An 18,915-nucleotide genomic window follows, 5' to 3' on the forward strand; every position below is an offset into this window, starting at 1 on the left:
TTAGTAACCCGAAATCAGTTCACGCAGCTCACGGATAATGGCCGCATGTGACTCCGTTCCTTCCCCATAACGTTTACCAATCTCTTGACGCGCTACAGCCAAATTTTCTTGATAATCTGCTGCTTCACGATCCGGATTAAGGCGTTTGAATTCAATCATGACTTCCTGTACATGCTGCGGACGAGGTCCCCACTGACCTAACACATGACCACCTGTATCTGCAAAAATAACGACTGGCACGGAACGGCCACCCATCGTCAGGAACTCATCCATCACTTCCGGATGGTTCTCCATAATCAGAACTTCTGTTGGAATTCCTGAGATTTCAAGCGCCTGAAACACAACCGGAATATTACGGACAACATCCCCGCACCAGTCAGCAGCCAGAATTAACACACGCAGATCATCGCGATGGTTCAGACTCTCAAAGAACTCACGATCCTCTTCGTTCGACCAAGTAAAGCTATCATAGTTGGCCTGGAATTCACTTTGGTTCTTGGTCATACTCTCGATAAAATCTTTCGGTGGAAGACCTTTACCGAATTTGTGAGACAAGTTGGGTTTACCCATGACTAGACACTTCCTTTCTTTTTACGAACATTCATCCATTTAATAAGTACATAAACGATCATAAGGGCGAGAGCGACAAGCAAAATAGGCATAACATATGGTGCCGCTTTCTCATCAATATGCTTCCATTGATCTCCAAGAATCATCCCTAAATATATAAACAATGCAGTCCAAGGTATAACAGCGAGTGTAGTAAGCAAGATGAATTTGCCTGTGTGCATTTTCGTGATGCCAGCCGGGATGGAGATTGCATGTCTTACCACCGGAACAAAACGCGCTGTGAAAATGACACCTGTACCATACTTGCGGAACCACTCCTCGGAATGGTCGATGTGTTTTTTCTGGATGAGTATGTATTTACCGTAGCGTTCAAGTACAGGTCTGCCGCCATAACGGCCAATCCAGTAAATAAATAACTGGGCAATCACACCGCCCACAGTACCAAAAATCATAGCACCGAAGAAGTTGATATTACCTTGTGAAACGAGAAAACCTCCATACGCCAGCACAATTTCGCTTGGGATAACTTCCAACATTAATCCAAGCATGATTCCAAAGTACCCAAGACTTTGAATCCAATCGAACAATTGGCCAACAAGGTTATGAATAAAGTCCATCTCAACCCTCTTTCTCCATCCTGATTGGCGGTGCCCCTCCGCACCATGGATGTTCGTCCCTATTTTATCACAGGGCTGTGGACGTTGCTACTTCACGAGGTTGGGATAGTGTCCCGTTCGTAGCAGTCGGCATATGGTATGGGGAGAGGAGCGTGAGAAGATGTCACACAAGTCAATACCCGGTTCTCCGCCGGTCAAACATAAGCAATCTGGTCAAAACCTTCCTTCCGCCAGAGGAATTCGCAGAGCATGCAGCAAGGAATTGTACCGGACAGCCAAAAGGCTAAAAGTATATGTCTCTCCCGAACGAATGAAACAGGCGGAAGAATATTATTACGGTAAGGTGATTACAAATCTGCTCTGGATTGGGGAGAATCGCGACAACCGCAAGAAATTATGTGAGTGGTGGAACACAGATGTCAGTGCAGAGATCGCCACGATGTGGGAAGTAGACGTTGAACCATTAAAAGATGCGTTTCAGCACGCATTTGGCGGTTATCGTCTGTAGATTATGGAGGAATGAGGCAGATAGCTGTGTCTTCAAACCTACTGAAAAACGGAGCAATGGTTGAAGCTAATCTTAAGCGAATCTGAACATGTTAGGAACATGTTAGGAACGGGTAAGGGCACGGGCACTGTGTCCTTACCGTGTGATGTTAATGCCTTCTTCACGTACGAGCAAGCGATTGAGACAACATAAATGGGAATTGCTCATTTATGATGTAAAGCTTCGCTCCAGGTGGAATGCAGGGCGTCCTCTGGCTTGCGGATCGAGCAGAGCATGAAGCCGACCACCATGGGGAGTATGAACATAAGCTGAGAGTATATTTTCATGCTCATTCTCATACTCAAGCCCAAGCCCATGAGCGGTAACGAATCTGAGGCGTCTTATTCAACGATTTGAAGCGTCTGCAGAAATCTAAGGAACCTGAGACACGTTATATCGGAATTTTTGACCTTTTATAGGTTTTTGTTAGGGAATTTCCGGAAATAACGTGTCTGATGTTCCTTACAATTTAAAAGGAGGAGCTAAAGGCCAAATAAGACGTCCTGTGTTCCTTAGAAAATCGCATACCCATCCGCGAGGAGCAACCGGCTTGGACTCCCAGAATTTTTAGACGTTGACATCCATCATCATATAGCTTGGGTAAACGTCAAGATCCAGCAGTGATTCAAGGGCTCCGCTTGGTCAACTCTGGAGTAAACGGATGAGAAAAAGCTGAAGCAAGCCTGCGCAGGTTCTCTCCATAGCCTGGAGCATGTTCTTCCAGTACAAAACGACGATCATTGCGAACGTTTCCTGCTTCCACTTCCTCAGCCAGCAGTTGATACCGTTCATACATCTGAACACCAGCGGCGGCAGTCTGTTGGGCTCGATCCGTGAATCCTGCCTTCCATTCCCGCCTCGCTACCTGCTCCATCCAATACAAAGCCGAGGATTGGCCAATGCCATCATACCGATTCAATGCGATCGCTTGTTCAAAATATTCTCCAGCCTGCTGTCCTTCGCCGAATTGGGCTACCAATCGTCCCAGTTCGATGTAAATCTGAGGGTGCATCGGGGAATGGGACAAGCTGTTCAAAAGGAATGATTCTGCTTCTCGTCCCGGAAGAGATCGTGCAAGGGATATCACGATATCCGGTCGATTCGGGTTAGACTGAAGGGCAGCCACAAGATGCACCTTCTGTGCTGGAGTGCCAGCCGGTTCAGACATCGCCTGATGGTACTGCACTTCTGCTACGGCATATCGGGAGGTCAGCCAGACTGTTCCACCAATCCAGGAAAGGATGATCATCACTGTGGATACCCTTATTAGCCAAGCAGTTACTCGCTGAAAAATATGAAAGAAGGAACGCATCGAGACAGCTGATGGGTGGGATTGGGTTGGTAAATATCGCAAGAAAAGAGATCTGGATCTGGATTTAGATCTCGATTTGAATCTGATAGGAGTGTATTTCACAGTTACGCCGGATCGCTGGACCCCCTCTGTTTCCGTCTTTAATGCGACTGCCCAAGCACCGAGCCAGATGAAGAGCATCCAAAATAATGTAAAGCTCCAGTCAAAGTCCATCACCCCATGCAGGCCAAAAACAAGCACGGATGGCATGAGCTGCGGTGCAAAATAAAAGATGCTTCGCAGGGTGAGGAGAAACCACCCTGCGACAAGCACGATGCCGATCATGCCCGTGTCCAGGGCGAGATCGAGCAGGCCGTTGTGAACCTCGCCTCCAACATAAGGCGAGGATTGAATGGCGCGAAACATGTTGCGCCATGTATCTCCCCCTTGGCCGAGCCATGCGGCCTCGGTCCACAGCTGGAGGGCATCCCGCCACATCTGTAGGCGGGACACCCCAGTGCCGACACCCGCCGCGAGGCGATCGGCGGTGGAGGCCACGGCCATTAGTGCGGCGGCGGCTCCCGCCAGCACAATGGCCGTCAGGGCAGCGGCGCGTGGAGCCTTGGCGGCGCCGCTGTGCCATAGACGGCACAGCAGCAGCGTGCCGAGCAGCGCAGCTGCCCATGCCCCGGCCAGTGCCAGCAGGCCGGGCACGGGTGCAGGCGCCAGCTGGGCAGCAGCCAGCTGGCGGTACAGCCAGGCCGCGCACGCCAGTGGCGCGGCCATGGCCAGTAGCAGCGGCAGGCGGGCACCGCGCCGCTGCAAAGCAAAGGCGGCGACCGCGGCGCAGCCGGTCGCCAGCCAAGCGCCGCGCGACTCGCTCAGCAGGAGCGCGGCTTGCGCGGGCATGAGCGGCAGCACTGCCGCGATGAGTCGCCCGGCCGGCACAGGCCGGGCTATGACTCGTGCGGCGGCTGTCAGCCGCTCCAATGCGTACATGCCAACAACGGCACCGTACGCATTCGGGTACTGCAATAGTCCGCCGAGCCTTGCTCCGGCGGAGCTGATCTCGGGGTCAGCAGTTCGCATCACCCCGAAGGGCAGCGGCAATATCCCGCATACGGCAAGGATGCCGCTTAGCACAAGCAAGCCTCCTGCCATCTGCCAACCGCAAGCTAACCAACGCGCACCATCCATGCGCACAGCCAGTATTGCGGTGAGCAGAGTAAACATCGCAAGCAAGCTCCACCGCAGCATCTCATCCATGCTGCCCTGTTTACTCACCGAGCCTACCCATGCATGTAGCCCAAAACATGTCATCATCCCCAGCGGCCATAATACCCGCCACATTCCTGGAAATCGAAAAATTTTCTCAACGATTCGTTCGAGTCTCCCCCGACCCTGTCCCAATGATATGGGTATTCGTTCACTCGCCTTCTGTGGACGAATACCTACAAGGAAAAGCAAAAACATAATCAATATGCTTCCTCCTGCGATCAAAAGGACAGGGTACAGATCCGCTGAATAGTACAGCCCTCGACTCAGACATCCTGCAAGCAGCAAGAGAATGGAGAGTATGCCTACCCCAACAGTCCAACCCCATCCTGAATAACGTTTACACCTCAAACTTTGAGAAAAACTCCCTGACGCATCGGTGTGAATAGCTCCATTTGAATTATTTTTATCCTCTTTTTTATACGTATCATCTTTGTTGTATGTATCTTCCCTATTATATGTACTGTCTCTACCGTCCCTCTTGCCCCCATTACATAAGTCCTTGTTATCTACAGATTCTGTACCATTTGCATGGTGAGACCTTTCAAACGCCTGTTCCATCACTTCCTCATTCGCCTCATACCCTCGTCTATACCCTACAACACCCTTATCCATTGTCCTATTCTTCATCCTTATCCACCCTCCTTCCTTCCACCGCTCCATATGCATAACAAAAAGACAGAAGATCCCGATAACGGGTCCTTCTGTCTGATATACATCTGACAGTTATAATGTTGATTGCTACGAAGTATGTGCATTGAATATCATTTTACATTCAGGTACCCTAGTTGCAGTATGCCCCTGGATTGTCATTGGCACACTCAGCAAAGGTCGCAATTTGCGGAATCCTGAACGGTTTCTTTGCTCGAATTTGATTTCCCGTTGGCCTGCTTGCCATCGCCAGGAAGCAAATCGGCACAAGCCCGCTCCAAATATGGATCGGCATGAATGAAATCACGGAAAGCCGTATATTCATTCCACATCTCCGTCACTTCGCCGGCCTGACCGCGAACAGCACGAATCAATATGTTTTTAGGCGTATTCTCCATATCGATGAATTCAAGCAATTGTGTCTTGTAACCCATCAGATCAAGCAACTTGGCACGAATCCCATCCGTAGCCAGTGCGGAAAAACGTTCCTTGAGAATACCATGGGACAACAATGGATTCATCACGGAAGCCTCTACTTGATCAAACAGTTCATGCTGACAGCACGGAACAGACAGAATAACAGAAGCCCCCCAACGAACTGCCTTCTCCAAAGCAGCATCGGTAGCTGTATCACAGGCATGCAGCGTGACAACCATATCCACTTCATTTAATTCATCATAGTCCGCGATGTCTCCAACCAGAAACTTCAGATCGCCATAATGCAATCGATTAGCCAGATCATTACAGTGTTCAATCACATCTGCCTTCAAGTCCAACCCAATAATCTTGAGTGAACGCCGTTGTTGTACAGACAGATAATGATATAACGCAAATGTCAGATAAGACTTGCCGCAACCAAAATCAACGATGGTCAGTGGACGTCCCTCCGGCAGATGCGGAATAACATCCTGCACCATTTCGAGGAAACGGTTAATCTGTCTGAACTTGTCATACTTACGAGCCAGCACACGACCTTCTTCGTTCATAATACCAAGTTCAACGAGGAACGATACAGGTACGCCTTCTTCCAATACATATTGCTTTTTGCGATTATGCGACAGGTCCACCGCAGTTTTGGAAGCAGATTTGGTCAGAATGGATACTTTATATTTTTTGCTGATCAAAATTTGATAGTCTGCCTCGGTCGTACAGAGCAGCCCTTGACGAAACGTCTCTTCGCATAACAAAGTCATGCGCTCAGCCGCTTCAGCCGGAGTCAAATTCTCGTGCAGCACTTTGTTGTTATAATGAAATGCAAATTGATAATGCAGCTGATTCTTCAGTGTCACCGGCTTGACTTGCACTTTGGTATACGAGACATTGTCCCGTCTGCGCAGCTGGCTCCAGGTCGCTGTAATCAGCGAATTCTGTTCAAAGATGTCTTGTATAAGCTTTCGCAATGAATCCACGGGGTACATCTCACTTTCGGTTTGGTTTGGTCAACCGTTACCATACCACAATTCCGTTCCCTCTCCAAGTAAAAGGCATGTAACATGCCTTGATCCAATCCATATTTTATGAGTTCATCTCTTGACGACTTAGTTCAGCTAGTCCCTCTTCAACTTCGTTCCGTGGCAGACCGCCCTGCTCCAGTTGTTCATCCGTGAGTGGGCTCAACCTTTCATAGAACGCCTGTACATCATCTCGGTAGCTCACCGGGAATTCAGCACCAAGCTGTAGTAGCCTGTACCAACTGTTCTCTGCCTGGTCATAACGTCCTTGTTGTTCACGATACAGGGCAAGCTGTCTTTCGGTTCGAGCAGGAAGTTCATATTCTTTCGTAAGCCCCAACACACCCTCCACCCGTTCCGGTGCGTCCAACAACTTAGGATTAGCGCCATGATTCAATGCATACAAGTAAAAATGAAGTGATCTCATCAATCGAATGAGGGCGTCATCCTCTGCGTCCATTCTTTCCTGATCATCAATGCCTTCCACTTTGGCCTTTTCTTGATAAATATATGCCTCTTCTTCAATTAGCCTCGCGGCTTGTTGCAGATTATCTACCTCAATCATTCCGCGAAAACGGAACATTTCAATAACATCCTCTGCTGGCAATGAGTTCAGTAGAGATAAGTTCAACCCAAACTGCCTGCGCATCAACTCATCCAGTTCAGACAATGCCTCGGTGTGCTTACGTTGCTGTTTGAGCGTGAACACTTTGCCTATTGCTTCAGTCATTTCCTCCATCATGCGGAGCAGATAATCTTTTCTGAACATGCTGTATGCCCCCTCATCATTCGACCCTATACATTCAATCGTTCTCATATCGTTCCTTTATATTTATTTTAATTCATGCCATCACAAAAAGCCAAAAACAAGACACACGTGTCTTTGCTCTGGACCTGAACACACAAGCCCCCGCCTATCCCAAAGGGACGTGGCAGGGGCTCGGTTGAAATGGAACTGGGTACTCCTCCTCCACAAGAGGTTGAATCATCCAGAAACCAAACTATATTTTAATAAAATCAACATAAATCACTTCATCAATTACTTCGATAATCCAGCCATAAATTGTTTAATGACCTGAATTAACTCTTCAGGAGCTTCATACATGCTCATATGACCTGCACCCGCAATCACGGCTTGCACGATATGTGGCTTGTCACTTGTAAATGTACGTTCTGGCGGGATAACAGCATCCTTCTCTCCCGCAACCAGCAATACAGGTAAAGGTGTAGCCGATAACACATCGCGGCGATCCGGGCGTTCTCGCATAGCAAGTGCAGCACCAACAGCACCTTGAGGAGCAGTCTGGTATCCAATTTCCTTCACACGTGTTACATGCTTAGATAACGATTCCACATGTTCCGGTGCAAACAGTCCGGGAACCAGTCCATCTACAAAATTTACGATACCTTCGGTCTGAATGGTGGATACAGCACGAAGGCGTTTTTCCTTGGCTTCTTCACTGTCCGGATAGGCTGTCGAATGAATCAGACCAAATGCATTCAAACGCTCCGGGTGACGTTGTGCAATCGAGAGCGCAATGTATCCCCCCATCGAGTGTCCCAGAAGGACCGCTTTTTCCACATTCAACTCATCCATCAACTGTAATACATCGTTGCCCATCTGTTCGATGGTATAACTTCCTACAGGTGCATCTGTTTTTCCGTGTCCACGCAGATCAGGTACGATACAGCGATAGCTGCGTGCCAGTTCAGGTACGACCTCATCCCAATACGATGAACTGCCACAGTATCCGTGGAGCAAAATGAGTGCTTCTCCCTTACCTTGTTCGGCATAACAAATCGTCGTTCCATCACACATCACTTTTTCCATATGAATCCCTCTCTCTGCGCGAATTAAATAATTCAGGTTGTATATTATTAAGCCTACATATCATGAATGAAACGTTTGTCTCCATTTCCATGCTTCAATTGCGGCGTCTGCAATCGTTCGGGACATCCCCATGACCAAGTGGAGCGAGGTCATCTGCAAAATGGAATAGGGCCTTGGTCCATTCGCATTAACCACAGCTGCTACACTGTATTGTCCAACAGGGGGTAGCTTGCCTCCGACCGATTGGGCCGGAATGAGTGGGTTATTCGAGAGATAGTATGTACCTACCGCCTGCTTTGGACCCAGACATGCATCAATCGCTATGATGGCATGGTGCGCAGGAATAAGTGCCAATTTCTTTTCCAGCGTATCTGCATCACAAGGGGAAGACAGCGTGCCAATCACGTTCTCCATTCCGCTCTCTTGCAGTAAACTTCCTGTCAGTGGACCCAGAGCATCCCCGGTGGAACGATCAGTACCAATGCAGACAAACGTGATTTCAGCTGGAGAATGAAGTTGAACGATGTTTTTGAAAAATAAGACCAGATTCTCTGCAGGCACGCCTTTGCGGACTTCCCTTCCTTGATGGCGAACCATTTCTCGCTTATACGCTGCCAAGCTGTATTCCCTCCAGTGCACTCAGGTTTCCGTTAAATCCTGTTGTTGTATCCATCATTGTAACCGATGCTTGGTTTCCTCGCAAAAGCATTAGCCTGAGCACTTCCAATCATGATACAATAACAAGAGTTTCCGATACGGAAGGGATGAACTTAACGATGGATTTAACACAAGCAACAGCAGCCAATATGGAATATATGATTGAAGCGATCAAAACCAAACTTCGTATGGCAAGCGGTGCCGCCATGCAAGCTTCTTCATTCCCACTTGAGAAATATGAAGATCTGTTTGACCTGTATGAAATGATTTTGAGCAAGGAACATCTCAGTATCTCTGAAGTGGAAGCTGTCGCTTCGGAACTGGGTAATCTTCGTAAATCTTAAGCCAAAAAAGGACCTGTTTTCCACATCACCGTGGGAACAGGTCCTTTTTCACATGTTTATATTTCCAGACTATCTTTTACGGAATACATCCCATCCTTAAGGCAGGTCAACCAAAACAAATTCGGCAGGTTCACTGTCTGTACTCGTGATTTGCAGATCACAGCTTTTGCGAATTCGTGCGGTATCCCCCGGCTTGAGGTTGAAGTTACCATCCGAACAATGAATCTCCACATGTCCACTGATCAGGAAAAGATGTGTCCGTCGATCTTCGTGTTGCGGGTACATCAACTTTTTCCCGGACTCCAAATGGGACAGATAACAGGTTACATCCTGGGAAATAGGCAATGCGCCTTCGCTTCCCTCGCCCCCTTGCCCGGATACAATCGGACATAGACGATTCAAATGCTCCTGCGGCTCTATTCTCCGATTCGTATAGGAAGGTTTCAGCATACGCTCCGATGGCAAAAACCACATCTGGAGGAAACGTACCGGTTCATCCGCTGACGGATTGGTCTCGGAGTGTTCCACTCCCGTACCCGCACTCATCACCTGGACCGTTCCCGGTTCAAGCAATTGTTCTGTTCCCATACTATCCGTATGTTTGAGTGTACCTGATATGACATAACTGACGAGTTCAAGATCATGATGTGGATGTTTCTTAAAGCCTTCTTGCGGCATCAGCGTGTTTTCATTATGAGCCAACAGACAGCCAAAATGGGCGTTGCTTGGATCATCATAATCCGCAAAGGAAAAGCTGAATTCACTGTGTATCCAACCTCGATCCGACGTGTGCCTTTCTTCCGATGTCACCACTTTAATCATGTTCATCCACCTCCAAGGGTTTAGAGCTGCCACATTACCGCGGCAGTCCATGCGTGTATATGAATTGTATAGATGAATACCAGTTGGTATGTCATCTTTACCCGGGGTCCGGCAACTCTAATCACGCCCCTTCTTAAGGTTATACGCTATCTTCAAGTGAGTGAAGAATGAACTCACTATCTGCATGACCTACAAGGGTACCCGCATCATTTCGGATGTCCGAAGGGAACACTTCAGCCAATCGTGCAATGGTTCTCTCATTGGAATAACCAATCTGTCTTAGGATGGATTGAGTGATGAAAGCCCACTCTTCCTCGGAACCATCAAGCACCTTGAAGGTGATTCCCAGTCTTTCTTTTTTCAGACCAAAACCGAATACCCCCTTGAATCCACCCTTCGCTACAATGTTATTGTCTTCCAGCAACACTGAATCGACACGCTCCGTGCCACCTACCATCAACGGATGTTCATTCATAGCTGATGTTATGGTCTCTACAGCTGTTCTTGTGGAAGGATCAGCGATAAGATCCGGACAAGCGAGCTTCAGATAGGCGTTCGACAATGCCGACAACGGCAAAGAAAATACCGGAAAGCCGCAGCCATCCGTCCCAAGCTTAATCTCTTTTTCCTCAATACCTGCCAGGTCGGCAAAGGTTTCAAGAATTTCTCGTTGTACCGGATGATCCGGTTCAGCGTAACTGCCCAGATCAACCTGCTTCATCTGACTGTACCCCAGAATTCCCAGATGTTTTCCGGAGCAGTTGTGCAAGATGCGCCGTTTCTCTCCTTGTCCACGTAACCATTGATTACGGCTTTCTTCATTAAGCGGATAACTTGGTGCACAGATCAGGCATTCTTCTCCCAATCCGATCTTACCGGATAACTGCTCCAGCACCCGAATGTGTTCCGGTTCCGAACGATGCGAAGAGGACATAATGGCGATCTCCTGTGCTGATAGGTCATAGTGACTGGCAATTCCTGCCCGAATACCTGGAATGGCTTGAAAAGGTTTGGCAGATGAGCGAGTGAACGCTCTAAATTGAGGGTCACCAGCCGAGTATACGATTCGGCCATACTCATCCGTAATACTTATGTGTCCGTAATGGGCGCATTCCATAACGCCTGCACGGTATTCTTTAATTAACAAGGCACTCTCCATGCGAGTTCTCTCCTTTGTGCTCCCGATTTCATCTCTGCTTTGCGTCATGACGCCGCATGGGATATCTTAAATAGTATAGTACAAAAGCGACGTTTTTACAGTTTTTTCGACAGGCATTTCGGGTATAGCTTTATCATCTATGTCCATCTACTACAATAACTGAAGGAGAAACTCATTATGCCGCGCAAAACGTATTCACCAGCCTCATTCAGTCCAAATTCCGGTACGTTATTACGTCCACTCCTCAACTGGGGTATGGCTGGTCTGGCCCTCAGCGCATCGGTCGTATTTATCCTGGCAGGTCTCGGTGCCTGGTTGGGTGCTGATGTTATTATTCGTCTGGATGATCAAATTCAGCAATTATTTTATCTGAATTCAGATTCACGTCTTCATCTATTCCCTTACACTGCATTCATAACCGCACTGGGTTCATTCAAAATCTCTGCTGTGGCTGCAGGAGGGTTTGCTCTTCTTTTCTTCATTCAACGCAGTCCAAGGTTTGTTGTATATGGATATGCGCTCACGGGAAGTTTTGCCATGATGTGGATTCTGAACACGTTATTGAAGGAATTTTTCAGACGAAGCAGACCTGAACTCGATCATCTGCTGGTCGTTCACGGGTACAGCTTTCCCAGCGGACATGCCATGATCTCCATGGGCTTCTACGGCATGCTCTTTGTAATCTGGGCCATTGAACGACAGCGACATAACTCTTCCGGTGTGTGGCTTCCTGTTCTATGTGGTATCAGTTTTATTTTCTTGATTGGCCTCAGCCGGATCATGTTGGGCGTTCATTATCCTACGGATGTATTTACTGGATTTACTGCTGGATTGGCATGGATCTTCTGCATGGTTAAAGGCATTAAACAAAGCCACTAAAGAACAAATCCCTCTAATTTCCAGTTCATTCATCCTCATCTTTATTGTTTCACAGGGTTGCACAGGGTTTATATACGAAGTAAGCAAACGCGAACAGACAACATCCTACATCAAGTTTAAAAGGAGGCGGTTGTTATGTGGGGCATCATTATCAGCATTGTGATGGCTGTCATCATCGGTTTGATCGGAGATGCACTTGCCGGTCACAACATGCCTGGAGGCATAATCGGTGCAATGATTGCCGGATTTGCCGGAGCCTGGCTAGGAGCACTTTTGCTTGGTAACTGGGGACCAGTTATCGGTAACTTTGCCATTATCCCTGCCATCATTGGTACAGCGCTCTTTGTTTTCTTGCTGGGGCTTGTGTCCAGACTGCTAAGACAGGCTGCCTGATTCGGGCAACAAGGTGTTCGTTGTTTCGTATTTGTTTCTTAAATTGAAGAAGGAGTGATTAGACATGAATAAAGCAGAAGAGCAATATCCTGTACAGACGGGTTCCACTTTCGCAAAAGGTATTTTCATCGGGGGTTTGCTGGGAGCTGCAGCAGCACTACTCTTTGCGCCTAAACCGGGACGTGAATTGCGTGGTGACCTTTCCGAGAAAGTGGGCATCGTTACTGACCGCACCAAAGAAGTGGCAACTGTTGTAAGTGACAAAGCCTCTGAACTGGCAAAAACGGTCTCTTCCAAAACTTCAGACATTGCAAAAACGGTAAATCAAGGCCGCAATGATGTAATGGACTCTGTGAGAAAAGCGTCCGCTGATGTGGCTAATGAAGCATCCCGTGCATCTGATGAAGTGGCTGCCGCTTCCGTTGAAGCGAAGGAAGATGCACGTAAAGAACTTAACTCGACTAGCCTGTAAGGCGATACAGATCGAGACACCAATAGCCAGCTGCACTTCAGCTGGCTATTTTTTATCCAATGAGAGTTGAGGAGGACAAATAATATGAGTAAAGTTACAATCAATGGTAATACTCCAATTACGGGAGGAACACCGGCACAGCAGTATGATACAAGCGAGCATCCTTTTGAATTGCGTCATGAGGTAAAGCGATTGAACACCCGTCTGGACCAGATTGCGGACAGTCTGGAGAGAGCACAGATCAAGGATATTATTGAGAATTACAGCAGTCCCAAAAAGCGGATTATTACCAATTTTACAGTGGGCATGGCACGAGGTCTCGGTCTGACTGTGGGTACCTTTGTTGTTCTCGGTTTGCTGGCATTCATTCTCAGCCAATTCGTGAATATGCCAATTGTGGGCCAATATATCGCTGACTTGCTTGGTTATATTGAAGATTACAAAAACTAAGAGGACTAACCAACAGTAGGCTATCCCTTACGTTTTTCCGTTGCTCCTTTTTTCTCTGTCTCTTCAGCTGAAGGCTGTGAGGATTTCACTTTGAGCAGATCTCCTGTCCAGCCTTTCATCATCAGCCATACATACATGCTGATCATGCTTAAGATAATGACAACAAGGACCAGTACAACTCCCCATGATTTGTCGATAAAGGGCAGGTTCTCAAAGTTCATCCCCCATATCGCGCCAGCTGCCGTGGCAGGTATGAACACAGCAGTAACAATGGTCAGTGTCTTCATGATCTCATTGCCACGTACACCGGAGATCGCATTATCAATGGAGATTAACGTATCGATCTCTTTCTCGTAGTGACTAAACAAACGTTCCATTCGCTCTACTCGATGTTGGAGCTGCTGGAAATATCGATTTTCGTTGATTTCACTGAGATAAGCCTCATGGGCAGCGGCCATCAGTTCCGAGTAGGGGATAAACAGATTGCTCCAGTATAACAGTTCAAATCGGGCGGCCAAAATCTGGTCCATTAAAGTTCGGGCATTGCGGGATTCCATCTTCCGTTCCAGTTCACGCAGGTTCATCTCAAAATGATCCATCCCCACATGGTAGTAATGCAGTATAGCTCGAAAAAGTACAAACATCCCGTCCCTGGCTTCACTACATTGCTGTAACATATGGGCACGTTCATCCGTCTTCATAATGCCTCGTGTATTGTCATCCATATTCAAGGTAACCAGGTTATTGCGATCGACATAGAAAAACATCTGATTATCTTGACGTTTGTCATCTCTCTCATTTTTGACCGCATACAACAATGAACCAAATATGACTGGTTCTGTACCATTCATGAAACGGACGGACAAATAATTTGATTCCACTTCCGGAATCTTATGAAGCCAATACCGCATATCCGGAAACGCCTCTGTCAGCTCCTCCAACGCATCCTTCATGCTATCGGTGTCAGGCGGCGCAACCCAATCCCACCATTGCCAATGGTCCGAGCAAGATAACTTGTCACGGCGAGCTTCCAACTTGATTTGGTTCACAATCACTTTATCCACTCCTGCACTCATGTTCTTCATTGCATACCCATATCTTTTTGATCCCAAAAAGGACACGTATGCATTTCAGCGCATTGACGTGTCCTTCTTTATGCCGTACTCAACAACATTAGGGTTCCATTTTTCATAACATTGAAGCATTAGACATGATCTGTTTCAGTTTCTCTGTAGCTCGCTTCTGAATCCGAGATACACTCATCTGTGAAACACCAAGCTTTTGGGCAATTGCCCGCTGAGATTGGCCATCCTGGAATGCTAGAATAAGTACCTGCTGTTCTTGTTCCTTCAATTGTCCCAATGCCTGTTGCAAGTCCATCCGTTTTTCGACCGAATCATAGTCATTCACATCTGCACTGATCAGTTCTCCCAATGTTGCTGCACTGTCATCCTGAGATAAAGGAGAATCCAGTGATACATAGTGGTAACATTCCCGACCAGCCAGAACTTCAATTGTCTCTTCTGCAGTCAGATCAAGGTATTCAGCAATTTCGTTCACACCGGGTGAGCGCTCCAGCTTAACGGTTAACTCATCAATGGCATGTTGCACAAGGGCTCCCTTTTCCTTAATCCTCCGGGGCACCTGAATATACCAGGATTTATCACGCAAGTAGTTCTTCATATGACCGATCATGCTCTTCATGGCATAAGGTTCAAACGGAATACCCAGGTTGATATCGTATTGCTTAAGCAAACGAATCAAAGCCATCTGCCCGGTCTGATACAAGTCTTCGTATAGATCGGGGCGATTCCGAGCGATTTTACCTGCTGCCATCTTGACCATTGGTTCATATTTACGGATGAGAACTGTTGCAATTTCATTATCTAGGGTCTGCTGGTATTCCCAGATCAAACCTATAGCTTCAGACATGGACTCTGGGGGAGTCACTTTTTCATTCATACTTTCTCCTCACTTCTTGCAAGACGTTTTACGAGTACTACTTTCGTACCTTTGCCCGTCTCACTTTCCACACTGACATCATCCATCAAGGCTTGCATCAGGTAGAACCCAAGTCCGCCAATCTGTGCTTCCGTCAGTTCTTTGTCGTGTAGACCGGCACGTGACACAGCAGGGTTCATGTTCTCGAAGCTGGCACCTTCGTCCTTGACAATAATGGACAATGTTTCGCCATCCACTTCGAATACAACTTCAACCATGCCGCCTTCGTGTGAGTAGGCATACAATACAGAGTTGTTACAGGCCTCGGATACAGCAACTTTCATATCCTCAATGTCTTCGTAGGAAAATCCCATTTTGGATGCTACTCCATAGAGATTGAGTCTTACAATATCAACGTAATCAGCTGTCGCAGGTAAATTAAGGGTGACTCTTTGAACTTCTGCATTCATTCCTTTTTCGATCCTTTCCTATTGGGAATTCTTCTGTGTGACAAAGAATTTGGCGATGCCCGTCATGTCAAAAAGTTTCTGAATCTGCGCAGGAACTTCCTGTACTTCAAAGCGAGCTTCCATTCCATGTCTGGCCTTCAGAACAGATAACAAGATACCAATCCCTGTACTATCGATATACTTCAATTCTTTCATGTTAATCACAAGATCCTGTTCCTTGTTATCCACGAGCGGCTCCATCACCAAGCGGAAGTCAGGAGCAACCGACAAATCCAGTTCGCCAGTCAGATACACCGTGCACACGCCGTCCTGAGTTTCAGTTCTTGCATTGAATTTTTCATTTTTATTTGTATTCATTAGACATCTCTCTCCTGATCAATGGTTTCCTTACCTAATAACCCAACTTCAGCATGAGTGAATCAGAAAGAAGTTTGGAAAATGTTTCAATTGGCCTGATTCATGGCTGAAGGGCCTGGTTCTAACATTTGTCGTTGTTTCTGAAACTGGGCTATTTTCTGTTTTACATTGCCCATTTTCACCGGTTTACTAATATAATCATCCATGCCGGCAGCAATACAGCGCTGCTGAATACCTTCCATCACGTTAGCAGTCATGGCTATAATGATTGGCTGATTAGACTGGGACAGACTCTCTCGAATCCGCCGTGTACATTCCAAACCGTCCATCACAGGCATCTGCAGATCCATAAACACATAGTCATAGGGATAACGGCTGCCGTTTACCATATCGAGTGCGCTCTGTCCATCTTCAGCAATGTCTGAGAGCAACCCCAGCTTACCAAGCATAATCGCCATCAACTTCTGGTTGATCGGATGATCATCCACAATTAATACCGTAGGATATTTATTCTCATTTTTCACATCCGTTGGTTTCTCTTCCCCGTTCCCCTGGACCAGTTCAGTTTCTACATAACGTTTCGCCTGAATTGTAAATACAAACGTTGCTCCCCGTTGCTCTGTTGTATCCAGATAGATCTGTCCACCCATCATTTCAACCAGAGTCTTGCATATTGCCAGTCCTAAGCCAGTTCCACCGTATTTACGTGTCATGGATGTATCCAGCTGGGAAAACGGCTGGAACAGGCGATCAACTTTGTCTGAAGCGATACCTATCCCGGTGTCTTTAACGGCAAACTCCAATGCCATTTCTCCATCCTCTTCTTCCTTAACTGACACGATCAGATAAACTCCACCCTGATCGGTAAATTTGATCGCATTGGCAATAAGATTCAAGAGAACCTGACGGAGCCTTGCCATATCTCCATAGATTAATTCAGGCACAGAATCTTCCAGGAAATAATCCAGTTCCAGATTCTTTTTGCCTGCTTCTGCAGCAAACAATCCTAACACTTCCCGAATACAGGAGACAATCTCAAAAGGATGCTCTTCCAGTTCCATTTTGCCGGATTCCATCTTGGTAAAATCAAGAATGTCGTTGATGACCGTGACAAGTGCATCTGCGCTGCGACGAACGATGTCTGCATATTCCTTCTGATCTTCCCTCAGTTCCGTTTCCATCAGCAGATCAACCATACCGATAACTCCGTTCATCGGTGTACGAATCTCATGACTCATCATTGCCAGGAACTCAGTCTTTGCATTGGCTGCAATTTCTGCTTCTTCCTTGGCCTGAATGAGTTGTTGGTTCATCTTCTCCAGTTCCTGTGTCTTCTGGTGAAGAAGCATGGTCTGTGTCTTCAAACGTTTATTGGTGATAAACATCTCCACAAAGCCCTCGATTTTGGATTTCAAAATCTGAGGAATAAATGGCTTAACCATGTAATCAATGGCCCCGGCTGAATATCCGGCAAACAAGTGCTCCGCTTCTCTGCTATTGGCAGAGATGAATATAATCGGCACATCCTTGGACTTGTCCCGTGCCTTAATTAACTTTGCTGTCTCAATTCCGTCCATTCCAGGCATCTGCACATCGAGAACGATAACCGCAAATTCGTCTTTTAGCAGACAGCGGAGTGCCTCTTCTCCGGAAGTTGCCTTAACGAGTTTATATTGTTCCGATTCCAGAACTGCTTCAAGAGCAAGCAAGTTCTCAGGGCGGTCATCTACCAATAATATGTGGATTGGTTCATTGAGCCCCATGGCTAACCCTAACCCCCTATTTGATCTTCCGGTATATTTTTTCGGTCCGGTCTAACGGCTCATAGGTATCACTGAACTCTGTAAAATGTATCGATTCTTTCGACCCCAGAACCAGAATACCAAAGTGGCTCAAGCTCTCATGAAACAGCCCATGCACATGGTTCCGCAGTTCATCATTAAAATAAATCATGACATTACGGCAAAAGATAACATTAAACTCGTTAAATGACCGGTCTGTTGCCAGGTTGTGCTCGGCGAAAATGATGTTCTTCCTTAGAAAGGGATGAAATATCACCGAATTGTATTTCGCTGTATAGTACTCGGAGAAGGCTCTGGTACCCCCTGCCTCCAAATAATTTGTAGTAAATAGTTTCATTTTCTCAATACCGTATACGCCTTCTTTGGCCTGTTGCAAAGAGCGATCATTCATATCCGTTGCGTAAATTCTTGCCTTGTCATACAGTCCTTCCTCATGCAACATGATGGCCATGGAATAAACTTCCTCTCCCGTAGAGCATCCCGCATGCCATATTCGGATATACGGGTAGGTTCTCAGGATAGGAATAATCTGTTCCCGAAACATTCGGAAAAGCGAAGGATCTCGAAACATTTCCGTTACAGGGATGGATAAGTTCTGTACAAAACGTTCAAACGCGGAACGGTCATGAAGAACACGCTCCTGCAAGCCGGATATGCTCTTAACACCTTCAGCATGTGCATGATGCCAGATTCTTCGTTTCAGGGATGGCAGTGCATAGTTTCTAAAATCATATCCATATAAACGGTGCATGCCTTCCAACAGCAACTCAATCTCGATCAGCTCGCGTTCTTCATCTTGCGGCATACGGACCAAATCTGCCCCCGTCTCGGTAGGTTCCCACGGTGTCATAAGTTCTCTCCACTTCTTCATTTGTTACTTGCGTATTCGTCGTATTGTCTTTCATTACCCAAACAATGAACATACGAATAATGAAC

The 18,915-nt window shown here is 46.9% G+C and carries 21 protein-coding genes; 6 read left to right on the forward strand and 15 right to left on the reverse strand.

What is annotated here, in order from left to right; genetic code table 11:
• A complete protein-coding gene (locus MHI52_RS26390) occupies nt 1–570 on the reverse strand; it encodes a thioredoxin family protein (RefSeq protein ID WP_017692292.1) in 570 nt (189 codons plus the stop codon).
• A gap of 2 nt (nt 571–572) precedes the next feature.
• A complete protein-coding gene (locus MHI52_RS26395) occupies nt 573–1,187 on the reverse strand; it encodes a DedA family protein (protein WP_036607012.1) in 615 nt (204 codons plus the stop codon).
• Nucleotides 1,188–1,347: 160 nt separating this feature from the next.
• On the opposite strand from MHI52_RS26395, the gene MHI52_RS26400 reads away from it, so the two are divergent.
• A complete protein-coding gene (locus MHI52_RS26400) occupies nt 1,348–1,695 on the forward strand; it encodes a dehydrogenase (RefSeq protein ID WP_076328912.1) in 348 nt (115 codons plus the stop codon).
• A gap of 664 nt (nt 1,696–2,359) precedes the next feature.
• Here the strand turns inward: MHI52_RS26400 and MHI52_RS26405 are convergent.
• From MHI52_RS26405 to yyaC, 5 genes are all read right to left on the reverse strand, one after another.
• Nucleotides 2,360–4,930: an O-antigen ligase family protein gene (locus tag MHI52_RS26405; protein WP_405157942.1), complete on the reverse strand. Its 2,571-nt coding sequence runs from the start codon at nt 4,928–4,930 to the stop codon at nt 2,360–2,362.
• Nucleotides 4,931–5,121: 191 nt separating this feature from the next.
• Nucleotides 5,122–6,369 carry an SAM-dependent methyltransferase gene (locus MHI52_RS26410; protein ID WP_244988473.1) on the reverse strand — a complete coding sequence of 416 codons (1,248 nt, stop codon included), beginning with the start codon at nt 6,367–6,369 and terminating at the stop codon, nt 5,122–5,124.
• A 97-nt stretch (nt 6,370–6,466) separates the two neighbouring features.
• On the reverse strand, nt 6,467–7,171 hold the full coding sequence (locus MHI52_RS26415) for a DUF6483 family protein (RefSeq protein ID WP_353883824.1): 705 nt from the start codon (nt 7,169–7,171) through the stop codon (nt 6,467–6,469).
• A gap of 270 nt (nt 7,172–7,441) precedes the next feature.
• Complete coding sequence (locus MHI52_RS26420) at nt 7,442–8,233, reverse strand: alpha/beta fold hydrolase (protein WP_036607004.1); 792 nt, start codon at nt 8,231–8,233, stop codon at nt 7,442–7,444.
• Nucleotides 8,234–8,293: 60 nt separating this feature from the next.
• The gene (gene yyaC, locus MHI52_RS26425) at nt 8,294–8,851 is read right to left on the reverse strand and encodes a spore protease YyaC (protein ID WP_082218945.1); all 558 of its coding nucleotides are present in this window, start codon (nt 8,849–8,851) and stop codon (nt 8,294–8,296) included.
• A gap of 158 nt (nt 8,852–9,009) precedes the next feature.
• Here yyaC and MHI52_RS26430 point away from each other — a divergent pair, with 158 nt between their 5' ends.
• Nucleotides 9,010–9,234 carry a DUF1128 domain-containing protein gene (locus tag MHI52_RS26430; protein WP_017692283.1) on the forward strand — a complete coding sequence of 75 codons (225 nt, stop codon included), beginning with the start codon at nt 9,010–9,012 and terminating at the stop codon, nt 9,232–9,234.
• 96 nt (nt 9,235–9,330) lie between these two features.
• On the opposite strand, the gene MHI52_RS26435 is transcribed toward MHI52_RS26430, so the two are convergent.
• Both MHI52_RS26435 and MHI52_RS26440 read right to left on the reverse strand, forming a co-directional pair.
• Nucleotides 9,331–10,056, reverse strand: coding sequence for a pirin family protein (locus MHI52_RS26435; RefSeq protein ID WP_340984247.1), 726 nt, complete (start codon nt 10,054–10,056; stop codon nt 9,331–9,333).
• Nucleotides 10,057–10,195: 139 nt separating this feature from the next.
• The gene (locus tag MHI52_RS26440) at nt 10,196–11,215 is read right to left on the reverse strand and encodes an asparaginase (RefSeq protein ID WP_405157943.1); all 1,020 of its coding nucleotides are present in this window, start codon (nt 11,213–11,215) and stop codon (nt 10,196–10,198) included.
• Nucleotides 11,216–11,392: 177 nt separating this feature from the next.
• On the opposite strand from MHI52_RS26440, the gene MHI52_RS26445 reads away from it, so the two are divergent.
• From MHI52_RS26445 to MHI52_RS26460, 4 genes are all read left to right on the forward strand, one after another.
• Entirely contained in the window at nt 11,393–12,094 is a 702-nt protein-coding gene (locus tag MHI52_RS26445) for a phosphatase PAP2 family protein (protein ID WP_405157944.1), read from the forward strand.
• Between the two features lie 135 nt (nt 12,095–12,229).
• Nucleotides 12,230–12,487 carry a GlsB/YeaQ/YmgE family stress response membrane protein gene (locus MHI52_RS26450; protein WP_017692278.1) on the forward strand — a complete coding sequence of 86 codons (258 nt, stop codon included), beginning with the start codon at nt 12,230–12,232 and terminating at the stop codon, nt 12,485–12,487.
• A 64-nt stretch (nt 12,488–12,551) separates the two neighbouring features.
• Nucleotides 12,552–12,959: a YtxH domain-containing protein gene (locus tag MHI52_RS26455; protein WP_076319638.1), complete on the forward strand. Its 408-nt coding sequence runs from the start codon at nt 12,552–12,554 to the stop codon at nt 12,957–12,959.
• Nucleotides 12,960–13,043: 84 nt separating this feature from the next.
• Nucleotides 13,044–13,409 carry a DUF5665 domain-containing protein gene (locus tag MHI52_RS26460; protein ID WP_405157945.1) on the forward strand — a complete coding sequence of 122 codons (366 nt, stop codon included), beginning with the start codon at nt 13,044–13,046 and terminating at the stop codon, nt 13,407–13,409.
• A gap of 20 nt (nt 13,410–13,429) precedes the next feature.
• Here the strand turns inward: MHI52_RS26460 and MHI52_RS26465 are convergent, their stop codons facing one another.
• The 6 genes from MHI52_RS26465 to MHI52_RS26490 all read right to left on the reverse strand — a co-directional run bounded on the left by MHI52_RS26465 (nt 13,430) and on the right by MHI52_RS26490 (nt 18,829).
• Nucleotides 13,430–14,485: a magnesium transporter CorA family protein gene (locus tag MHI52_RS26465; protein ID WP_405157946.1), complete on the reverse strand. Its 1,056-nt coding sequence runs from the start codon at nt 14,483–14,485 to the stop codon at nt 13,430–13,432.
• A gap of 112 nt (nt 14,486–14,597) precedes the next feature.
• A complete protein-coding gene (locus tag MHI52_RS26470) occupies nt 14,598–15,371 on the reverse strand; it encodes a sigma-70 family RNA polymerase sigma factor (RefSeq protein WP_036606995.1) in 774 nt (257 codons plus the stop codon).
• The gene (rsbW, locus tag MHI52_RS26475; RefSeq protein ID WP_036606993.1) at nt 15,368–15,820 is read right to left on the reverse strand and encodes an anti-sigma B factor RsbW; all 453 of its coding nucleotides are present in this window, start codon (nt 15,818–15,820) and stop codon (nt 15,368–15,370) included. Before rsbW ends, MHI52_RS26470 begins: the two co-directional genes overlap by 4 nt.
• 18 nt (nt 15,821–15,838) lie before the next feature.
• The gene (locus tag MHI52_RS26480) at nt 15,839–16,177 is read right to left on the reverse strand and encodes an STAS domain-containing protein (protein ID WP_036606989.1); all 339 of its coding nucleotides are present in this window, start codon (nt 16,175–16,177) and stop codon (nt 15,839–15,841) included.
• An 86-nt stretch (nt 16,178–16,263) separates the two neighbouring features.
• Complete coding sequence (locus MHI52_RS26485) at nt 16,264–17,940, reverse strand: response regulator (protein WP_127546566.1); 1,677 nt, start codon at nt 17,938–17,940, stop codon at nt 16,264–16,266.
• A 16-nt stretch (nt 17,941–17,956) separates the two neighbouring features.
• Nucleotides 17,957–18,829 carry a protein-glutamate O-methyltransferase CheR gene (locus MHI52_RS26490; RefSeq protein ID WP_036606984.1) on the reverse strand — a complete coding sequence of 291 codons (873 nt, stop codon included), beginning with the start codon at nt 18,827–18,829 and terminating at the stop codon, nt 17,957–17,959.
• Between the last annotated feature and the right edge of the window lie 86 nt (nt 18,830–18,915).

Origin of the sequence: Paenibacillus sp. FSL H8-0283, assembly GCF_045040675.1 — a bacterium.
GTDB lineage: Bacteria > Bacillota > Bacilli > Paenibacillales > Paenibacillaceae > Paenibacillus > Paenibacillus amylolyticus.